This is a genomic window from Acinetobacter sp. ANC 3832 (genome assembly GCF_002135415.1).
Classification (GTDB): Bacteria; Pseudomonadota; Gammaproteobacteria; order Pseudomonadales; family Moraxellaceae; genus Acinetobacter.
In genome coordinates, this window is the sequence record NZ_NEGJ01000008.1 from 26,344 (window position 1) to 45,745 (window position 19,402).

Below are 19,402 nucleotides of genomic sequence, written 5' to 3' on the forward strand. Positions count from 1 at the left end.
CTATCCTACCAATCCACAATGAAATGTGCTTGTTAATGTTGAGTAGGATGGAAATCTGCTTTTAAATAGTCAAAAACCATTTTCATATTAGAAGAAAATAGTCCGTTCAATCCAAAAAAATAACGGAATGCATTCCGTCTTACTGACCAAGTCGGTTGATAATTTGCTTGCTTTAAAAACTGCTTTTGATATTCAAGTAAACAACTCATCAGAACACAAAATGCTTTCATGAATGCCTGACGGCGCAGTGCTAAATCTCCTTTCGAAACTTCTAAAAAAGCATCGAAAACCCCAGATTTATGTTCTAATTCTTCAATGGCATGCCACAGAATAAAGGCATGCATCACTTCTGGCATATCTGTTAATGAATCTGGATTTGAAAGTACGTATTCACCAACGATTGTCGTGAAATGCTTTATTACAGCACCATAAGCCAATCGTTCCGAAAGTGAACCTTGATAGAGACTTAAGTACTCATTCCCTAAAATCTTTTTCCATCGCAGGAATATCAATCTGATGATCAAGCCCTGTTTTATTCACAATACGATGTGCAAGGCTATGATGTGCTTCTTGCCCAATAAATCCTGTAATGTCTATTTTTAATTCTGTATTTTGCACATGATCTCTGGCTTCACGTAAAGTATCAATCATGAACTTTTCACCATCAGGTAATATGGTCGAAAGTGCTGTAAAAAACTGGTCAGTAAAGGATTTTCTTGATACCAATACAAAGGCAATTCCAGTGGTTCAGGCATATTGAATTTGCGTGGTGTAATTTTATTATTCATTGTCATGCTCAAGGTACATATCATTTAATGTTCAACCGCAACTTATCTTACTGCTCTATTAACTGTTAATAGCACCTCTTTGAATGATTTATGCTTACATAAAGCCTTTTTATTTCCTCTTGTAGGAGATAAATAAAGAACTTAAAAATACTCACGCTTGTAGTTTATTAAACAACTCTAAACGAATAATCATTTCAGAATGACGTTTAAATGTATTTTCATCCAAACCTTTTAAACCTAATTGATAAATCCCTTCCAAGCCGCATACAAAAGCAATCAATCTCCAAGCAATATCTTGACTGGTTGTCGTCGGTAAAATTTTAAATTCTGATTGAGCAATCCCCTGATCAATCAATTGGACAATCACTTGATGCCAACGCTCCATCGTGATGTTATACGCCTGTTTTATGACACTATCCTGCTCAATTAATACTTCTGCTTCATTCCATAATCGTAAATAAGGCTGCACTTGCTCAATATTCTCACAGCCTAAAAGGAGAGAAATTCGCTCATACCATGTCCCCGTTGTTAATTCACCCTCAATTTCATTGAGCTGATCCATCAATTCAATAAAAACTTCAGCTTTTAAATGTGAAGCTGATTCAAAATGATGATGCACTTGTCCTGTAGAAACTTGAGCTTCTGTCGCAATGCGACGAATCGTCATTGCATTAAAACCTTCATTTAATGCAAGTTGTTTCGCTGCTTTTAAAATCATTTCTCGACGTTCATTTCGACTTAAATAACTCAATGCAAGCACTACCTTTAATCAATAAAAGTGATCTTAAATAAATTTGGACATTTGTTCAAGTTTATATACAATAAAACTAACTTGAACAAACGTCCAAATTAAATTAGGTCTATTATGAACCGCCAATGGATGATTCTCGCAATCATCGTTTTAATCTATCTTCCCGTTTCTATTGATGCGACGATTCTCCATGTCGCCATTCCATCATTAAGTACCGCACTATCATTGTCAGGTACGGAGTTGTTATGGGTAATTGATATTTACTCGCTCATCATGGCTGGACTTATTTTACCGATGGGTGCTTTAGGAGATCGTATTGGCTTCAAACGTTTGATGATGATCGGTGCCACAATTTTTGGTATCGCGTCACTTGCTGCTGCTTTTGCATCAACAGCTTATACTTTAATTGCAGCCCGTGCTTTTTTAGGACTGGGTGCGGCAATGATTCTACCTGCGACCTTGGCAGGTGTAAGAAATACATTTTTAGATGAAAAACAACGTAATTATGCTTTAGGGGTTTGGGGAACAATTGGTGGTGGCGGTGCTGCATTTGGACCGCTACTTGGAGGATTTATTCTTGAGCATTTTCAATGGGGTGCTATATTTCTCATTAATATACCGATTATTATTCTTGTTTTGATTCTTTCAGCATGGGTTGTACCAAAGCAAAATATTGTGATTAAACAGCCATTAAATTTATTCCAAGCGTTAATACTCGTCACTGCTATTTTAATGATGATCTATGCGATCAAAACAGGGATTCATCAATTCGATAGTATTATCCTATTTATTTTTATCATTGGATTCAGTCTATTCACATTTTTCGTGCGTCATCAATTGGCATCACGGACACCCATGATTGATTTTTCACTATTTAAACATCCCGTGATTTCAGTCAGCATCATCATGGCAATGGTCGCTATGATTGCACTGGTGGGTTTTGAATTATTACTTTCTCAAGAATTACAGTTTGTATATGGATACTCACCGTTAGAAGCGGGTTTATTCATTCTACCCTTCATGATTGCAATCAGTATTGGTGGTCCATTTACAAGCTTATTGATGAATAAATATGGATTGCGACCTGTGGCAACGACAGGAATGCTCATGTGTGCCGTGAGTTTTTGGGGATTAGCCATGACTAATTTTGATACACAACATATTCAAGCTTGGTCATGGATGGTCCTTATGGGGATTAGTGTTGAAATTGCCCTGTTATCTTCTACGGCGGCAATTATGTCTGCTGTTCCTGCACATAAAGCCACAGCGGCAGGTGCAATAGAAGGAATGGCCTATGAACTAGGTGCAGGTTTAGGTATTACAATTTTTGGACTGATGCTGTCTTACTTTTATACACAAGCCATTATTCTTCCAGAAAATTTAGCTCATGACCTTGGAATCATCGCCAGTGCCTCAATCGGAGAAGCGATGAGGATTACACCACAATTAGAACCATCATTGATGCAAAACTTAACAAATGCTGCATCAGAAGCATTTACACACTCGCATAGCCGGGTACTGAGTATTGCAGGCATCATGTTCTTTATTCTGTCTTTATTTGTGTATTTTGCCTTACCAAGGAACAAATAACTTTCCATAGACAACTTGTATAATGATGAACAAGCGCTTTATACAAGATGTCTTTTAAGCATTATTCCAATATTCTGGCTTCGGTGGTGGCGTTTCAATATTTTTCTTCGCCTGTAAATGGTTGGATAAAATCGAACTCCATAACTTAATATAACGGTTAAAAAAATCATTCGCTTGTTGAGAACTATGACTAAGCTGGCGATCTTCCGCCATTCCTCTTAAGAACCATAATGTAATAATCATTAAATCACCGACATTATCTTGTTCTGATACTGGATCTAAATAATGTTCGGCTGCCATTCGTGTCGTGTGATAAGAGGCAATCCATAATTTTTGAATCTTTTCTGCTAATTCTGGCTCATGACGGCTGGCAACCAATAACTCTAAAAGCGCAGTAATTTCAGAAGATCGTAGTAAATTTGCTCCAGCCATAATCAAATCATGCAGACGATCATCAGAACTCTCCATATTCTTAATAATCTTACCCAAAGATATATAGATTTTTCTGACCAATTGTTCCGCAGCCGCTTCTAATAAAGCCGCTTTCGATGGGAAATGATGGACAGGTGCACCCCGTGATACTTTTGCTGTCGTAATAATTTTACTGATAGTGGTATTGGCATAACCTTCATGAATCAGACATTGCAAAGTCGCTTCAACTAAGCGTTCACGCATTGCCTCACTACGTTCATTTTGAGTACGACGATTATTAGATTTTAATTGTAGAGTATCTGTCATTTTGCACTTACTCAGTTCACATAGACTGAGCTTTATCCTTAAATTTAGAAATATTCGTCCATATTTTTATCTATCAACTTCTACTTACATCAACAAATGAGAAATGAAAACTTATTTAAATAAGTATCTAGTATAAACACCCATAACCTCTTTATTCCTGCTCATTAAAAAAGAAATAAAAATGTTATATAGATCTCTTGCATAAGCCAGCTTTTAATCAGCATTTGCTCATACAGTGTTAGAGAAAATTATCTTTGATATTATCCGTCATCCCAACCTTCTCTCAAAAGGAGGAGAAACATTCAGCCTTAATCAAATGTCATTTCTGCTTATAAAATTTTCTTTATTTATCACTTTAGTAAGAAGTCTAAATTATCTATTCATTATTATTTGATAGCTGATAAATAAATTGCTTCATTTCTTCCATATATTCACGATTATCATGATCCCATGGATGGAAGTTTGGACGGAAATAATCTAAATAGTTCGGCAATTGACGTCTAAGTACACCAATGTCACCTAGTGTATAGTTAAACGCTTTTTTCCAACTGAAAAGATCGGTTAGTTTATTTTCACCTTTCACAATCACCAGAAAAACTGGAATGACAAGTCCCCAAAATACGATGGTTGCAGCAACTAACCCAAAGCTACGCACAGCATAGGCATAAAGTCCATGTCCCATTGCATTGTTCCATACATCAAAAGCAACAGCTTTATGCTCAGTTTCTTCAAAGGCATGCCAACGCCAAATATTGGCATAATGCTCTTCTGCACCTTCAAAAACACGTGGGTCACGTAAAACTGAATCCGCGAGTAATGCCGTAAAATGTTCTAGTGCAATGGTGGCACTCAAAGCAAAATGATCGGGTAAATGCTTTTTAATCAGACCAAAAACATCCAATACAAAACGCTCAAACTTAGGCGCTATTGGCGAACGAGCAAATAATGCCTCATTGTAATCTTCATGCTCACGACCATGCATGGCTTCTTGCCCAATAAAAGCAGTCACGGCTTTTTGTAATTCAGGATCTGTGACTAAGTCACGATGAGCACGTACCGCATCAATAAAAAAGCGCTCACCGATAGGTAAAACAATCGAAAAAGTATTTAGCAAAGCTGTAAAAGTAGGCCCTGCTTTATCATGCCAATTAGCAATTCGTTCCGCAGGTAATTTAAAGCGAATATCACGGCGTATCGGTAAAGTCTCGTGACGTACTGCCGACTTAGTGAATAATTTTAAAATTCCCATGATACATCCCTGTATTTATTTGAATAGAATGATTGTTTTAAGGAAATTGTACTCTTCTGAATACAATTCCCTATATCATTTCGGCTCAATTACATGTCTGCAATGACCCTATTTTAATCTCTGCGGTACATGGTCACGACACAAGCACCACCTAAACCAAGATTATGCTGCAATGCAATCCTTGCATTGGCAACCTGGCGATTTCCTGCTGTACCTCTTAATTGCCAGACCAGTTCAGTACATTGTGCTAAACCCGTTGCACCCAATGGATGCCCTTTAGACAATAAACCACCTGATGGATTGGTGACATATTTCCCACCATAGGTATTATCTGCATCCCAAATGAATTTTTCAGCTTCACCTTCAGGACATAAACCTAAGCCCTCATAAGTGAGTAGCTCATTGGCTGTAAAACAGTCATGTAGCTCAATCACATCCACATCTTCCACACCAATGCCTGCTGCTTCATACACTTGCTTTGCCGCTTGTTTGGTCATGTCATAACCGACCATTTTAATCATGCTCTGTTCATCAAAACTACTGGCATAATCAGTCGTCATAGACTGTGCCGCAATATATACAGGGTTAGAAATTCCATGCTTTTTGGCAAACTCATCTGAACATAAAATCGCTGCACCTGCACCACAGGTGGGTGGGCAACATTGAAAGCGAGTAAGTGGATCAAATACATCAGCCGAAGCCATAATTTCGTCTAAAGACAGTACTTGTCCAAACAATGCATACGGATTTTGACTAGCATGCTTACGTGCTTTTACTGCAATTTGTCCAAAAGTTTCTTTTTTAGTGCCGTGCAACCAACGGTATTCACGTCCTGCACCACCAAACATTTGTGCAGCAGGAGGTGCTGCATTAAAACCTTGTACATCCAACATCACCTGTGCATGCTTCCCCATTGGTGGCTCACGATCGTTAAACTTTGCACCCAATGCTCCTTTTTCCATCTTTTCAAAGCCGAGTGCCAAGACACACTCAGCCAAACCACCTTCAATCGCTTGACGTGCTAAATACAAAGCACTTGAGCCTGTAGAGCAGTTATTATTGACATTGACGATTGGAATCCCTGTCAACCCCAACTCATATGCTGCACGCTGTCCACAGGTAGAATCGCCATAGACATAGCCCGCGAATAATTGTTCCACTTCACTATAATGAATACCTGCATCTTTCAGTGCATTTTGACCTGCTTCTTTTGCCATTTCATAATATTCAGGACTTGAACCCGGTTTAGCAAACTTGGTCATGCCGACACCAATTACATTGACACGTCTTTTCATTTTATTTTCCTTATTCTTTATAGAGTTGGACATCTTGTATTCATGCTCACAAGCGCTTTAAACAAGATGTCCATTAAATGCTAATGCTATTTATACCAAGCCATTCAGAAACTGCATTTGATGTACCAGTTGAATATCACCATCAACTGTTAAATCACCATGTTGATACAAGTCACGCACTGTTCGCTGTCCAGTCACGAGTTCCGATAAATGCTCATCACTAATAGCTAATGTGACATTGGCTTGAGCATTTTGCCCTTGCTGTACACTGCCCTGACTTAAATCTACGATCCATTCAGCATTTGGCTCACTAATATTGAATTGATAAACATGTGCCGTATTACTTTCACCATTCAAGCGTTGTTGCAATGCTTTAAAAATGGCTTCTGATTTAGCTATACGTGGCGTTGAACTTGCAGTCGATGCTAGAGGTGCTATATTGCCTGAAGCCAATCGTTGGTCACGTGCTTGATCAATCAGTTTTTTGTCCATATCTTGCAAAACAGCCAGTTTATTAGATGCCATGACATTGCCACTAATTTTCAACTGACCGCCAAAAAAGAGTTTTTGAACTTCGCCAATATCTCCACCAAATACCGTTTCAACATGTGCTTCATCCATTGCCAAAGTCACATCAGGGTTAGTAGTTTCACCAGCACCTGCACTCCCTTGCCCATTTTTCAAATCAATAAACCAGCTTGAATCTGGATTCGTTAATTTAAACTGGAATGTGGTTTTAACTTTATCCACGATACCTGTGGTGCTTTGAATATGTTGATTCACACCTGTAAAGACATCCGTCAAGGTAATTTCTTTGCTTTGTTGTCGTTGTGATGACTGTTCCGAAGATGACGATGTACTGATAGCCCCACTACTGGCAACACGTTGATCACGAGCCTGATCAATCAGCTTTTTGTCCATATCCTGCAAAACAGCCAGTTTATTGGATGCCATGACGTTACCACTGATTTTAAGCTGACCACCAAAGAATAGTTTTTGGACTTCGCCAATATCTCCACCAAATACCGTTTCAACATGTGCTTCATCCATTTGTAAAGTCACATCAGGATTAGTAATTTCACCTGCGCCTGCACTGCCTTGTCCATTTTTCAAATCTATAAACCAAATTGAATCTGGGTTATTTAATTTAAACTGGAATGTGGTTTTAACTTTATCCACAATACCTGCGGTGCTTTGGATATGCTGATTTACTGCTGTAAATACATCCGCCAAAGTGATTTCAGTGTTTTGAACCGAAGAAGAGGTTTGCTGTGCTGTAACAGGCGCAGCTGTTTCAGCCTGTGGTTTTACTTTAGCCGATGGAATTTCTTTATATAGCTCAATCGCAGCGTTTTTAATCACAACTTCATTGCGTTCTTTCACTGAAGTTTCAAAAATAATGCGTGTATCTGACTCTTTCCACATTTTAGTAATTAAGGTTTCACCAGGGAAAACTGTTTTGGCAAAACGTACTTTAATACTCTTAAAATAACGACCATCATTATTACTGAATGCTTTAATCACATGGCGTCCGCAATAACCAAAAGTACATAAGCCATGCAAAATTGGGCGATCATAACCAAATGCTTTAGCAAATGCAGGGTCGGCATGTAAGGGATTCCAGTCTCCTGACAAGCGATAAAGTAAGGTTTGATTCACATCTGTTTTTTCTTCAATGATGGCATCCGGTTCACGCGCAGGTGGTACATTAATATCTGCACTTGGCCCACGATCACCACCCCAGCCGCCTGCACCTTTTACGAACGAGGTCATTTCGTTATAGATGATTTCTTCACCTGTTTCATCTTTAGAAGAAATAGCAAAAGTTACGACTGCATTTGGATCTTTATCATAGGCATTTTTTAAAGTAAAGGTATGATGAAGCTTGGCATGTGCAGGTAAAGGACGCTTAATTTCAGTATATTGCTCACCATGTAACAAGCGATCAAAGCCAAAATTCATTCCGGGTAAACCACCGCCACCTTGTTTTGCCATGGTCAGCATAGCATTAATTTGTGGCATCACTCCATAGGTTGGAAAGGCTTGAAACTCGCCACCCAACTCATACACATAAGCAAGTTCCTGAGCATCCATTGGATCGCGTGCAGCACCAATGCCTAGCGCATATAAAGCCAGATCACGCTCATCATAAGATGACTCCAACTCAAGTTTAGATTTCGATGCAAGATCTAAATCTATGAACTCATTACCACCTAAGTTAGGATGGTTAATTCCATCAAGAATTGGCGTAAATGATTCAGTGGTTGAGGTTGGATGCGTTGCATCTGTGAAATCTGTAATTTTGTCCCAATGACGAGCAACATCATCAATATTAAAAGGTCGTTTATTTGGAAAAATATAGCCCTCGGTACGCTCCCAACGCAGTTTTGCAATAAAGCCTGCACCGACTTCAAATAAACCTTTGGTTTCTTTACAGTCCTCATGAGCAAGCCATGCAACCAATGGACTAACGGCTTCGGGTTGTAATTTTTCTAGCAACTCAGGGGGCATAATCGTTTCAGTTAAACGGGAAGCGGCTAAAGGTGCAATAGTATTCACTAAAATGTTTTTACTACGGCCTTCTTCAGCTAAACAGTTGGCTAAACCAAGAATCCCAAGTTTAGCAGCACAATAATTTGCCTGACCAAAATTGCCATAAATCCCAGCAGCAGATGTGGTCATAATGATACGACCATAGCCTTTTTCACGCATGATGGGCCAAGCCGCCTGAGATACACTTTTTGTGCCATTTAAATGCACACGCATGATCAAGTCCCAATCATCCTGTGTCATTTTTATAAAGCTAACATCACGCAGAATCCCTGCGTTATTAATTACAATATCAACCGTTCCAAAATGATCGACTGCTGTTTTAACAATTGCTTCACCATTTTCAACTGAATCATAATTGGCAACGGCTTCGCCACCCAATGCTTTAATTTCATCAACTACTTTATCCGCTGCGGATGAGGACTTTCCCGAACCGTGCGCACCACCGCCCAAGTCATTTACCACGACTTTACAACCACGTGCAGCCAAGGTCAGTGCATGTTGACGACCTAAGCCACCTCCCGCACCTGTAACAATCGCAACGCGACCTTTAAAATCTAACTCTGACATTTTTATAACCTTTAATTTTTAATATACTTTTATTTGCTTCATGTAATTTTTTATTGATAACTTTTTAAATTGTTCTTGAAATCAATTCCTTCATGATTTCATTGGTTCCGCCATAAATACGGTTTGGACGAATATCTAAATATGCACGTGCAATTGGATATTCAAGCATATAGCCATAACCGCCATGCAGTTGTAGACACTCATCTACAACTTTTGAAGCTAGATCTGAAACCCAGTATTTAGCCGCACATGCCGCTTCAACAGAAAGTTCTTGCTTCAGTACCAATGCCATACATTGGTCTACAAAAACTCGAGCAATTTGTACTTCTGAACGCATTTCTGCAAGTTTAAAACGGGTATTTTGAAATGCTGAAATGGGTTTACCAAATGCTTTACGTTGTTTTACATATTCAACTGTGGTTGCCAGTGCACCTTCTGCGCCTGCAATACAAATAATGCCTATCATCATGCGTTCCCAAGCCAACTCTTTCATGAGCATAATGAAGCCCATGCCATCCATACCCAATAAATTCGATTTTGGAATACGAACATCATTAAAGAAAAGTTCACAGGTATCTTGCCCATGTAGACCGACTTTTTTAAGTGGCTTGCCTTTACTAAAACCAGCTCGACTGGCTTCCATAATCAGGAGTGAAACATTCTGTGCCGCATTTTCACTACTACCCGTTTTCACAGCAACGACAACCATGTCACACATATAACCATTGGTAATAAAGATTTTTGAACCATTCACAATATAGTCATCACCATCTTCAATGGCAGTCGTTCGAATGGCTTGTAAATCAGAACCTGTTCCCGGTTCAGTCATAGCAATTGCACCAATTACTTCACCTGTTGCCATTTTTGGCAACCATGCCTGTTTTTGTTCTTCATTGCCAAAGTTATTGATATAATTGGCAACAATATCTGAATGTAGAGCAAAACCATATGCAGAATCACCAACACGTGCTTGTTCTTCCATTAAGATCATCGAATAAAGACGATCCACACCTGAGCCGCCATATTCTTCAGGTATAGTGCAACACAATAAACCTAACTCACCTGCTCGATTCCACAAATTTCGATCCAAATGTTGCTGTTCTGCCCATTTTTCATGAAATGGTGCAATTTCTGTTTCAAAAAAACGCCGTGCGGTTTGTCTAAATTGCTCATGATCTGCATTAAACAGTGTACGTGGCATCATTGGTGGTACTGGCTGAGGGACATGGATTGCAGTCATGATTGATTCCTATTCGAGTTTTGCTTTATTTTTTATTTAGATTTGATCATTGTAAATTTTCAAACTTACAATACGGTCGTACAACTTCTTTGTTTTAATATTTGTGTGATTAATGGTCAATTGTAAAAAAGATGCTTTTAAAATTCGTCTTGAGTGTTTTTGCCAAGCGTACTGACTTATGCAAGAGGTTCAATGAATCAAGAACGATCCATAAAAATAAAGTAGAGCATTTTATTAGTTTAGATATCTTATTATTTTTATTATAATTTAAGGTTTTTCTTGAGCGAAATGAATAACCTTGTCTCATTACAATACAAGGCTATTCAAAAAGGATAAATACAACTCTATGCTTTAAATTTAATTAAAAATTTAAGCATTCGATCTGCTAAATTTCCATAAGGTGGTGCAAGAAATTTCATACTTGAGAAACCTGTTTGATAAAAAACGGGTCTTAATTTAGAGAAAGTGAGAAATCCTTCATAACCATGATAATGCCCCATTCCACTTGCACCTACGCCACCAAAAGGCAAATCATGTTGTCCCACATGAAACAGTGCATCATTCACACAAACACCACCCGACATAATATGTTCAAGATAAAAGTTCACGAGCGATTCATTATTACTAAAAGGATACAGTGCAAGCGGTCGATCACGTTGTGCCACATAATCCACAATTTGTTGCGGTTCGTTATACGTCTTAACCATTAAAATCGGACCAAATGTTTCACGGCTATCTACTTGCATTTGATCATTGCTGTTGATAACTAAAGTCACAGGAAATTTACGATTTACTGCATCTGCTTGTTGATCATTTAAGTTAATCAATGTTGCGCCTTTTTGCTCAGCATCAGTCAAACACTCAATTAAACGCTCAAAAGCACGTTGATCAATAATTGAGGTGTAATCTTTATTCTGAATATCTGGGACATGAGCTTTCACCCAACTCTTTGCATGTTCAATAAAACTTTCTAACTGTGATTCATGCACGAATAAATAATCGACATTGGTACAAATTTGTCCTGCATTAAATTGTTTTACAAACAGAATTCGTTCTACCGCTTTTTCCATAGAATATTCAGGATCAATAATGGCAGGCGATTTTCCGCCAAGCTCTAAAGTTACAGGTGTTAAATTCTCAGCAGCGGCAGCCATGACTTTACGACCTGTTGCACCTGAACCTGTAAACATAATATGGTCAAAAGACAGTCTAGAAAATGCGATCCCCACAGTTCCAGTTTCCTCAAAAATTTGCAATTTTTCTTCAGAGAAATATTTTGGTAAAAGCTGAATTAGTAAGCTTGATAAATGTCGTGAATTTTCAGACATTTTCACCATTGCTTTGTTACCCGCAGCAAATACAGCAGAGAGTTGAGAAAATGTTAAATTAATAGGAAAATTCCAAGGCGTAATTAAACCAATAATTCCGAGTGGCTGTGGAATCACACGATTTTTAGCACCAAAATACATACTATAATCAACTTTACGCTTCTGCATTTTCATCCATTTTTTTAAATGCTTTAAGCTACTGTTGATATCATCTGTCACGGTGATAATTTCAGCCAACATTGTTTCATGTACTGAGCGATTGCCATAATCTTGATTAACAGCTTGAATCAATGCATCACGATTTTCATTAATGAGTGCTTTTAAATTGAGTAAATGTTTACGCCGTTCATCATACGTTTCTATACCATGTTGATGAATATAGGCTCTTTGCTTTTGCATACATTCTAATAAATGTTGCTCAATCAGACTACTATCCATACCTTCTTGCATACAAATTCCCTATTTAAAAATCATTGTAGAATTAATTTTTTGAATGAATGATCAATGACTTTATAGTAAGCCTGTTAGAGCAAGATTTAAAAGATATTTTTTTCCGCCGATCTAAAAAATAAGATGAATTTATACTGTTTTCTTTGACCATTAAAAGAGTAAAACCCAGAAAATATCTATACTAATATAAGCATATACTGTTTAAAAATTATGATTTTTTTCAATAAATAATGCTATTTATATAACAGATTGGATAAATTTTTACAATCTGTTATATTTTTTTAGTATAGTTTTGTACCTACCGTATATACCATTTACCTTGCATAATCAGCTTATCTTAAACACTTCGAGATTTATGATGAGTGATTATCCAAGCCCTAAAAAACCACAACGCTATGCAGATAGTTCTATTTCAGATAAAGCTTTTAAACGTGGCATACTGTGGTTTTTGCTTTATTGCTCATTATTCTGTAGCGGTGTAATTTTTGCTGTAGGCGCAGATCTTACATATATCCCTTAAGCACTTAAAATGATGTTTATTTATTTTTATTGGTATTACTTTTTGTCCTACATATTAAAATTGAGATGAGAAATTTTCAAAGTTTAATTTAGGAAATTCCTTTGCAAGCCAATGCTTCAATAAAGTCATGTCATTCTCTTCCCTTGAATATGGTTTAATCATGTATAAATCAGAACAGCTTGCTCAGAGTATTCGTTAACTAATTGAAAATGGTTCATATAAACCAAATGAAAAACTACCTTCTTTACGTGATCAAGTTCAACGCTCGGGTTTAAGCTTAATGACGGTGATGACTGCTTACCAAGAGCTAGAAGCTCAAGGCTTGCTTTATTCAAAAGAAAAATCTGAATATTTCGTTAGTGACCATCAAATAAAGCATATTGCGAATTATTTTATTACCCAAGTGGATTCTTTTATGGATGAAATTACCGAATCAAGTCAATAGTATGGATATTTATCACGAATTGATTCAACAAGATATTGGTGTCACACCGAGCCAACTATTTAATATAGTGGAAGCACAACAGCATTTTATTCGTTTGAATTGTTCTTTTGAATGGTCTGAATCGATCCAAAATGCTTTAGATACTCTCATTCGCACGATTCAAATCAAAATGACTCAATATAGATTTGAATAGCTTAAATAAATATTAGAGCTCTTGCAAAAGTTAAAAAGCGTACAACACTTTACTATGGATAATAATATTTGATTAATATTGAATGTTCTTCCTTTAGGAGAACGTTAGAATGAGGGTGAATCCTAAAAAAATAATCCGTTTCCTAGCCTTCTCCTGAGAAAGCAAAGAATGAAATAAATACTGATTAAAAAATCATCAACCCAAGGAACTTATTAACAAAATTTTCTATTTCTTTCCTCGAAAAAACTATAAGACTTTATATAAAAATCTCATAAAGAAGCGGTAAATTAATCAAAATAACTTACCGCCTCTGATATAAATTTATACCTAAATAGTTAGGCTAAAAGTTCAAAAAAATTTAAAAATCATAAATTGCGGTAAAGTTTAGGCGATTATCAATGCCTTTTTCATCCGTAAAAGTTTTACGCTCACCATACATGTATTCAGCACCAAAGTTCACGGTTTTCACTGGATTGTAGAAAATGTTAATCCAACCCTCTTTTAGTTCTTTATTTTGAGATACATCGGCATGAACCAAATTTGCAAACTCATTATTATCATTTGCGCGCATATAACCAAAGCCTAGTGTCGAACGGATCTTTGGTGTAATTTGTTGAGTAAAGCCAATAGTTAAAGCATCAAACTCATTCGGTTTAATATCGCCATTTTTATCAAATACATATGCATAATTTGACCAAAGTAAATTTTTGGTGTCGCCTTTAATATGATTATAATCAAAGCGAATCAAACTGTTTTCCGCAATCTTATATTTACCACCTAAAGCTGCTCCCCAAGCCAAGAAATCATCATGCTGTGCAAAGCTTGTAGCTTTTTGTGTCATGAAAATACGGCCAGAAAGTGCTGAACCATTATCAAACTTGTAATTTAAACGCCCTGTTAGTGAAGGCAACTTTAACTTTGCATTTGGATCAGTTTGAAAGTTTTGCGTGCCTGATGTTGTCATTGTTTCTGGTTTTGGATCTTCTAAACTGACCGCTAAGTTTAGATTTTTATCAATAGGATAGGTATATTTAACCTGAGGCACACGTGTTAAAGAACCACCAACAGACAATGAAGCATCGACAGTTTCAGGGAAATATTCAACAGCATTAAAGTTTGACCATGTTTGACCCAGTAACCAATTGTCATAAGTTATATAAGCATGGCGAATACGGAAGGTGTCACGACCTGCACCACCAAAAAAGTCCATCTCTAACTTACCACCGACATTATGTGCCCATGTACTTGGCGCTTTAAAATTCATACCAAATCGTGTGGCATTTAAAGTACTTAGGAACTTATCCGAGTTGTGATTTTCATTAACTGTACCTTCTATGGGTACAGAACTAATGTAGTTATACATCGTCGTTGGACCTTTCACTTGATAGGTCGCATCGGCACGAATATTTCCATAGAGTTCAAATTCAGCACCATTCTTGGTGACTAAATTTTTAAAATCAGTTTTAGTGCTGGCTTTATTGACCTCTGCTTGTGCTGCAAGCTTTGGTAATTGCTCTGATATTTGATTGCTCTCTTCTTTTTGCTTTTTCATCATCGCTTGTAATTCTTGAACTTGCTGCTGTAGCTGTGCAACTTGTTCTTCTAAACTTGGAGCAGCATGCGTTACCGATGTAAAAGCTAAAATTGAAGTCGCCAAAACACTTTGACCAACGACACTCATATATTTGTTCATGATTTAAAATTCCATTTTTATTCATTTTCCATACATTTTAATACGCTTTAAAATGTATCCATTTTCAAACACAACTTAATAAATAATTAAGCGTTTAAACAGGTTGCATTTTTACCAACTTATTTACTTACCTGACATTAGACTTTTGCATAGACCTCGCTCATTTTCTCCCAAAAAAAAGAAAATAAAGCGTTAATCAATAGACTTCCCACATAACAATCTTTACTTTTTCTTTAAAGAAAAAATTAAAAGTTGTTCATCGTTATGCAAGAGGTCTATTGTTGCTTAATTCTTATTTAGCAATTAATTCTCTAAGCTTAAATTTTTGAATTTTCCCTGACGGTGTCATTGGAATATCACTCCAAACTTCCAAACGTTCAGGTAAATATTGATTTGCTAGATTATGCGTTTTTAGAAAATCAACCAAATCCTTTAGCGCAATATTTTGTGCATGCTCTTTTAACTTCACGATGGCACAGGCTTTTTCTCCCATACGCTCATCTGGATAAGCGACCAAAGCAACCACGGCAATATCTGGATGTTTGTAAAGTAAAGACTCTATCTCCGCGACTGGAATATTTTCCCCACCACGAATAATGACATCCTTTTTACGACCTGCAATACGGATATAACCTTGCTCATCTTGATAGGCAATATCGCCTGTATCTAGCCAATCATCCGCATCGGTATCATTTAAATGTGGTCGTTTTAAATAACCACCAAAATTTGAACAACTCCGAATCATCAAACGACCTGCTTGATTTACTGGTTTGATATTGCCTGCTTTATCCACGACTTTAGTTTCAACGCCAGGCAAAGGCAAACCATCAGTATTAAATGAACGCTCATCATCATCCTCAGGGCGAGTCGTCGTCACAGCACCACACTCAGACATTCCCCAAGCTGAAATTACTTTCACACCCAGTATTTCGCGAGCTTTCTGTACCAAAGGCCCTGGAATCGGTGCACCCGCACATAGGAATGTTTTCAGTGATTTAACCTGATCATGATGTCCAGCCACAGTATTGGTCAGATCATTTAAAAATGGTGTTGAAGCCATAGTAAAGCTGACTTGATGCTGATGAATCAACTCAACAGCTTGATGAACATCCCACACATCTTGTAAAACCACTTTGGATTTCAGCACGATTGGCATAATCAATCCGTACATAAAACCTGTTTGATGCGCCATTGGAGAAGCCATTAAAATCACATCATTTTCATTTAGATGTAAGCGTTCGGCATACGGCACAATATTGGCATACAAGGTATTTGATGTATGCATGACACCTTTCGGTTCACCCGTTGTTCCTGAAGTGAAAATCAGTTGTGTAACATCGTCAGGATCTGCTTGATATAGAGATAAATCCTGTAAAGCCTGAGGGTTTTTATCTAAACCATGATTAACCAAAACCTGATCAAAATTATTTTCACCCAACCCATCTACAACAATGACGTGTTGTAAGCTAGCTAATTTAGATTTCAGTTTATTTGCAAGTTCTTCGTGATCAAAATTGCGATACTTTTGCGGAACCACAAAAACTTTAGATTCTGCATGTTTAAGCATAAATTCCAATTCACGTTCACGGAAAATAGGCATCAACGGATTCAGAACCGCTCCGATTTTACTACAGGCAAACAACAGTAAACTAAATTCCCACCAATTGGGTAATTGACAAGACACTACATCATTTTTAACCACACCCAGTTGTTTTAAACCCAGTGCAATTTTATTGCTTGTATCTAAAACTTCTTGATAAGTAAAAGAAATTTGTTGTTTACTTTCCGTTCTAAAATTAATCAATGCTTGCTTTGTAGGGTATTTTGCAACGGCTTCATCTAGTGATTGAATAATCGTTTTATTCAGCCAATATCCCTGTTTCAGCATTTTCTCCTTTCTTGGAGATATAAGTACCGCATCGAAGTCCATTCCTAAACTCCTAATTGTAATTGTGTGCGAAATTTTGAAGATATTTAGAATTGATGATGGCAACGCAAATGCACCATCATCTACCTATTCATACAAAGCTTAAACAGGAACGGCTTTACGCCCTGCTTTATGACGTGCAATGATGGTTTTCATAATTTGCGCTGTACCATCACCAATTTGGAAACCAAGTACATCCCGCATGCGTTGTTCCATCACACCACGGTCATAACCTGCATGACCGAATGTCAGTAAGCATTGATGTACCACATCATAAGCCAATTTTGGACCCCACCATTTACACATGCCTGCTTCAGCAGTGTGTGGTAAATGGTTATCCTTCAACCACAGCGTTTGTAAGCACAACAAACGGGCTGCTTCCACTTGAGTTTCATAATCTGCCAATGGATGTGAAACACCTTGAAATGCAGTTAATGGTTTTCCAAATGCCTCGCGCTGAGCTGCATATTCCCAAGCTTCATCTAATGAAACACGTGCCACGGCTAAAACTTGTAAACCGATGAGCGCTCGTGAAAAATCAAAACCTTGCATGACCTGAACAAAACCTCGATTCTCATCTCCTAAACGATGATTGACAGGCACATGTACATTATCAAAGAAAATCGAACCGCGACCAATAGCACGCTGTCCATGACAGTCAAAACGTGTTGTTGAAATACCCGGTAAATTCATGGGAACAAGTAAAGCAGTTACGCCATGTGCGCCCGACTCAATGGTTCCAGTACGTCCAAAAATTACTGATGCATCTGCCTGATCTGCTGCTGAAATTGAGGTTTTCTCACCGTTCAAAACATATTCATCACCATCACGTTCAATTTTTAGACGTAGATTTGCAGCATCTGAACCACCGCGAGGTTCGGTTAAACCAATAGAGAAAATGGCTTCGCCTGCTGTGAGTTTTTTCAGCCACGGCTCAACCACTTCGGGATCACCATGTTCTGCTAAAATTTGACCATTCAATGATGCCAAAAGATTAATATAAGAAAAACTTAAATCTGCTTTTGCAATCGCTTCGTGAATAATCCCAGAAGCCAAACGTCCTAAACCTTGACCGCCGTATTGCTCAGGGAGTTCAGGTGCAATGAAACCCATTTCGCCCATTTTTTTAACCAATTCACGGTCAAAATTACGGCTTTGATCACGCTCTAAAAAACCGGGAGCAATAAATTTTTGTGCAAATTTATCTGCTGTTTCCGCTAAAAATTCAAGCTCTTCTGTGATGTAAGGATTTTTACTCATGCTTATATGCTCCTTACTTATAGAATTTACGGAATTCAGGTTTACGTTTTTCTTTCAGCGCATTTACACCTTCACGTGATTCTTCAGTGTCATAATATAATTTCAGTGCATACATGCCCATTCCCGCAATACCCGCTTGATGTGCTGTATCCATATTGAAACTTCGTTTTGCAATCGCAAGTGCCGTTGGACTGCGTTCACAAAGTTCTTCGCCCCAAGATTGTACTTCTGCATCTAACTGATCAGCAGGGACACATTTATTCGCCAAGCCTATTTCAACTGCTTCTTGACCCGAATAACGACGACACATATACCAGATTTCACGTGCTTTTTTCTCACCCACGACACGTGCAAGGAATGCGGTGCCATAACCTGGATCCACTGAACCCATCTTCGGTCCAACTTGACCAAAAATAGCTTTTTCAGAGCAAATAGTTAAATCACAAATGGTTGCAAGTACATTTCCACCACCAATGGCATAGCCTTGTACACGTGCAATCACAGGTTTAGGCACATCACGAATAGCGGTATGCAACTCTTCCATCGGTAAACCAATCGTACCGCGACCATCATAATTTCCGTTATGTGCTGATTGATCACCACCTGTACAAAAAGCTTTTTCACCTGCACCTGTGAGTACAATTGCACCAACATCACGGTCATAACCTGCTTTATTCAATGCTTTAATAATTTCATCACAGGTTTGTCCACGGAAAGCGTTCATTTTTTCTGGGCGATTAATGGTGATCCAAGCCACACCTTTTTTTACTTCGTATAAGATATCTTCAAAATTCATAATCTTTTCCTTTCCTTGA

Annotated in this window: 17 protein-coding genes and 1 pseudogene; 4 read left to right on the plus strand and 14 right to left on the minus strand. The window is 37.7% G+C overall.

What is annotated here, in order from left to right:
* Positions 1-32 precede the first annotated feature (32 nt).
* The 4 genes from B9T35_RS11615 to B9T35_RS11625 all read right to left on the minus strand — a co-directional run bounded on the left by B9T35_RS11615 (position 33) and on the right by B9T35_RS11625 (position 1,539).
* On the minus strand, positions 33-512 hold the full coding sequence (locus tag B9T35_RS11615) for a metal-dependent hydrolase (protein WP_171264272.1): 480 nt from the start codon (positions 510-512) through the stop codon (positions 33-35).
* Complete coding sequence (locus B9T35_RS18780) at positions 475-675, minus strand: metal-dependent hydrolase (RefSeq protein ID WP_265733448.1); 201 nt, start codon at positions 673-675, stop codon at positions 475-477. The genes B9T35_RS11615 and B9T35_RS18780 overlap by 38 nt, the downstream gene beginning before the upstream one ends.
* The gene (locus B9T35_RS18670) at positions 648-788 is read right to left on the minus strand and encodes a hypothetical protein (protein WP_228147143.1); all 141 of its coding nucleotides are present in this window, start codon (positions 786-788) and stop codon (positions 648-650) included. The genes B9T35_RS18780 and B9T35_RS18670 overlap by 28 nt, the downstream gene beginning before the upstream one ends.
* Before the next feature lie 151 nt (positions 789-939).
* Positions 940-1,539, minus strand: coding sequence for a TetR family transcriptional regulator (locus tag B9T35_RS11625; RefSeq protein WP_086191441.1), 600 nt, complete (start codon positions 1,537-1,539; stop codon positions 940-942).
* Positions 1,540-1,653: 114 nt separating this feature from the next.
* On the opposite strand from B9T35_RS11625, the gene B9T35_RS11630 reads away from it, so the two are divergent.
* Positions 1,654-3,129, plus strand: coding sequence for a SmvA family efflux MFS transporter (locus tag B9T35_RS11630; RefSeq protein ID WP_086191278.1), 1,476 nt, complete (start codon positions 1,654-1,656; stop codon positions 3,127-3,129).
* 54 nt (positions 3,130-3,183) lie between these two features.
* Here the strand turns inward: B9T35_RS11630 and B9T35_RS11635 are convergent, their stop codons facing one another.
* The 6 genes from B9T35_RS11635 to B9T35_RS11660 all read right to left on the minus strand — a co-directional run bounded on the left by B9T35_RS11635 (position 3,184) and on the right by B9T35_RS11660 (position 12,549).
* Entirely contained in the window at positions 3,184-3,867 is a 684-nt protein-coding gene (locus B9T35_RS11635) for a TetR/AcrR family transcriptional regulator (protein ID WP_213033367.1), read from the minus strand.
* Positions 3,868-4,243: 376 nt separating this feature from the next.
* Complete coding sequence (locus B9T35_RS11640) at positions 4,244-5,116, minus strand: metal-dependent hydrolase (protein WP_086191279.1); 873 nt, start codon at positions 5,114-5,116, stop codon at positions 4,244-4,246.
* Between the two features lie 113 nt (positions 5,117-5,229).
* A complete protein-coding gene (locus B9T35_RS11645; protein WP_086191280.1) occupies positions 5,230-6,411 on the minus strand; it encodes a lipid-transfer protein in 1,182 nt (393 codons plus the stop codon).
* A 90-nt stretch (positions 6,412-6,501) separates the two neighbouring features.
* Positions 6,502-9,531: a peroxisomal multifunctional enzyme type 2 gene (locus B9T35_RS11650; RefSeq protein ID WP_086191281.1), complete on the minus strand. Its 3,030-nt coding sequence runs from the start codon at positions 9,529-9,531 to the stop codon at positions 6,502-6,504.
* Positions 9,532-9,595: 64 nt separating this feature from the next.
* Positions 9,596-10,771: an acyl-CoA dehydrogenase family protein gene (locus tag B9T35_RS11655; protein WP_086191282.1), complete on the minus strand. Its 1,176-nt coding sequence runs from the start codon at positions 10,769-10,771 to the stop codon at positions 9,596-9,598.
* Positions 10,772-11,115: 344 nt separating this feature from the next.
* Positions 11,116-12,549 (minus strand): coniferyl aldehyde dehydrogenase, encoded by a 1,434-nt coding sequence (locus tag B9T35_RS11660; RefSeq protein WP_086191283.1) that lies wholly within the window; start codon positions 12,547-12,549, stop codon positions 11,116-11,118.
* 358 nt (positions 12,550-12,907) lie between these two features.
* On the opposite strand from B9T35_RS11660, the gene B9T35_RS18430 reads away from it, so the two are divergent.
* From B9T35_RS18430 to B9T35_RS11670, 3 genes and pseudogenes are all read left to right on the plus strand, one after another.
* Entirely contained in the window at positions 12,908-13,069 is a 162-nt protein-coding gene (locus tag B9T35_RS18430; RefSeq protein WP_171264274.1) for a hypothetical protein, read from the plus strand.
* Between the two features lie 202 nt (positions 13,070-13,271).
* Positions 13,272-13,451, plus strand: a pseudogene (locus tag B9T35_RS18675) (GntR family transcriptional regulator); the annotation flags it as partial.
* Positions 13,452-13,488: 37 nt separating this feature from the next.
* On the plus strand, positions 13,489-13,707 hold the full coding sequence (locus tag B9T35_RS11670) for a hypothetical protein (protein WP_086191284.1): 219 nt from the start codon (positions 13,489-13,491) through the stop codon (positions 13,705-13,707).
* A gap of 358 nt (positions 13,708-14,065) precedes the next feature.
* Here the strand turns inward: B9T35_RS11670 and B9T35_RS11675 are convergent, their stop codons facing one another.
* The 4 genes from B9T35_RS11675 to badI all read right to left on the minus strand — a co-directional run bounded on the left by B9T35_RS11675 (position 14,066) and on the right by badI (position 19,383).
* Positions 14,066-15,403, minus strand: coding sequence for a DcaP family trimeric outer membrane transporter (locus tag B9T35_RS11675; protein ID WP_416202441.1), 1,338 nt, complete (start codon positions 15,401-15,403; stop codon positions 14,066-14,068).
* 289 nt (positions 15,404-15,692) lie between these two features.
* Positions 15,693-17,330 (minus strand): cyclohexanecarboxylate-CoA ligase, encoded by a 1,638-nt coding sequence (gene aliA / locus B9T35_RS11680; protein WP_086191286.1) that lies wholly within the window; start codon positions 17,328-17,330, stop codon positions 15,693-15,695.
* 99 nt (positions 17,331-17,429) lie between these two features.
* A complete protein-coding gene (aliB, locus tag B9T35_RS11685; RefSeq protein WP_086191287.1) occupies positions 17,430-18,587 on the minus strand; it encodes a cyclohexanecarboxyl-CoA dehydrogenase in 1,158 nt (385 codons plus the stop codon).
* A gap of 13 nt (positions 18,588-18,600) precedes the next feature.
* Positions 18,601-19,383, minus strand: a complete 783-nt coding sequence (gene badI, locus B9T35_RS11690) for a 2-ketocyclohexanecarboxyl-CoA hydrolase (protein ID WP_086191288.1) — start codon at positions 19,381-19,383, stop codon at positions 18,601-18,603.
* Positions 19,384-19,402: the final 19 nt, after the last annotated feature.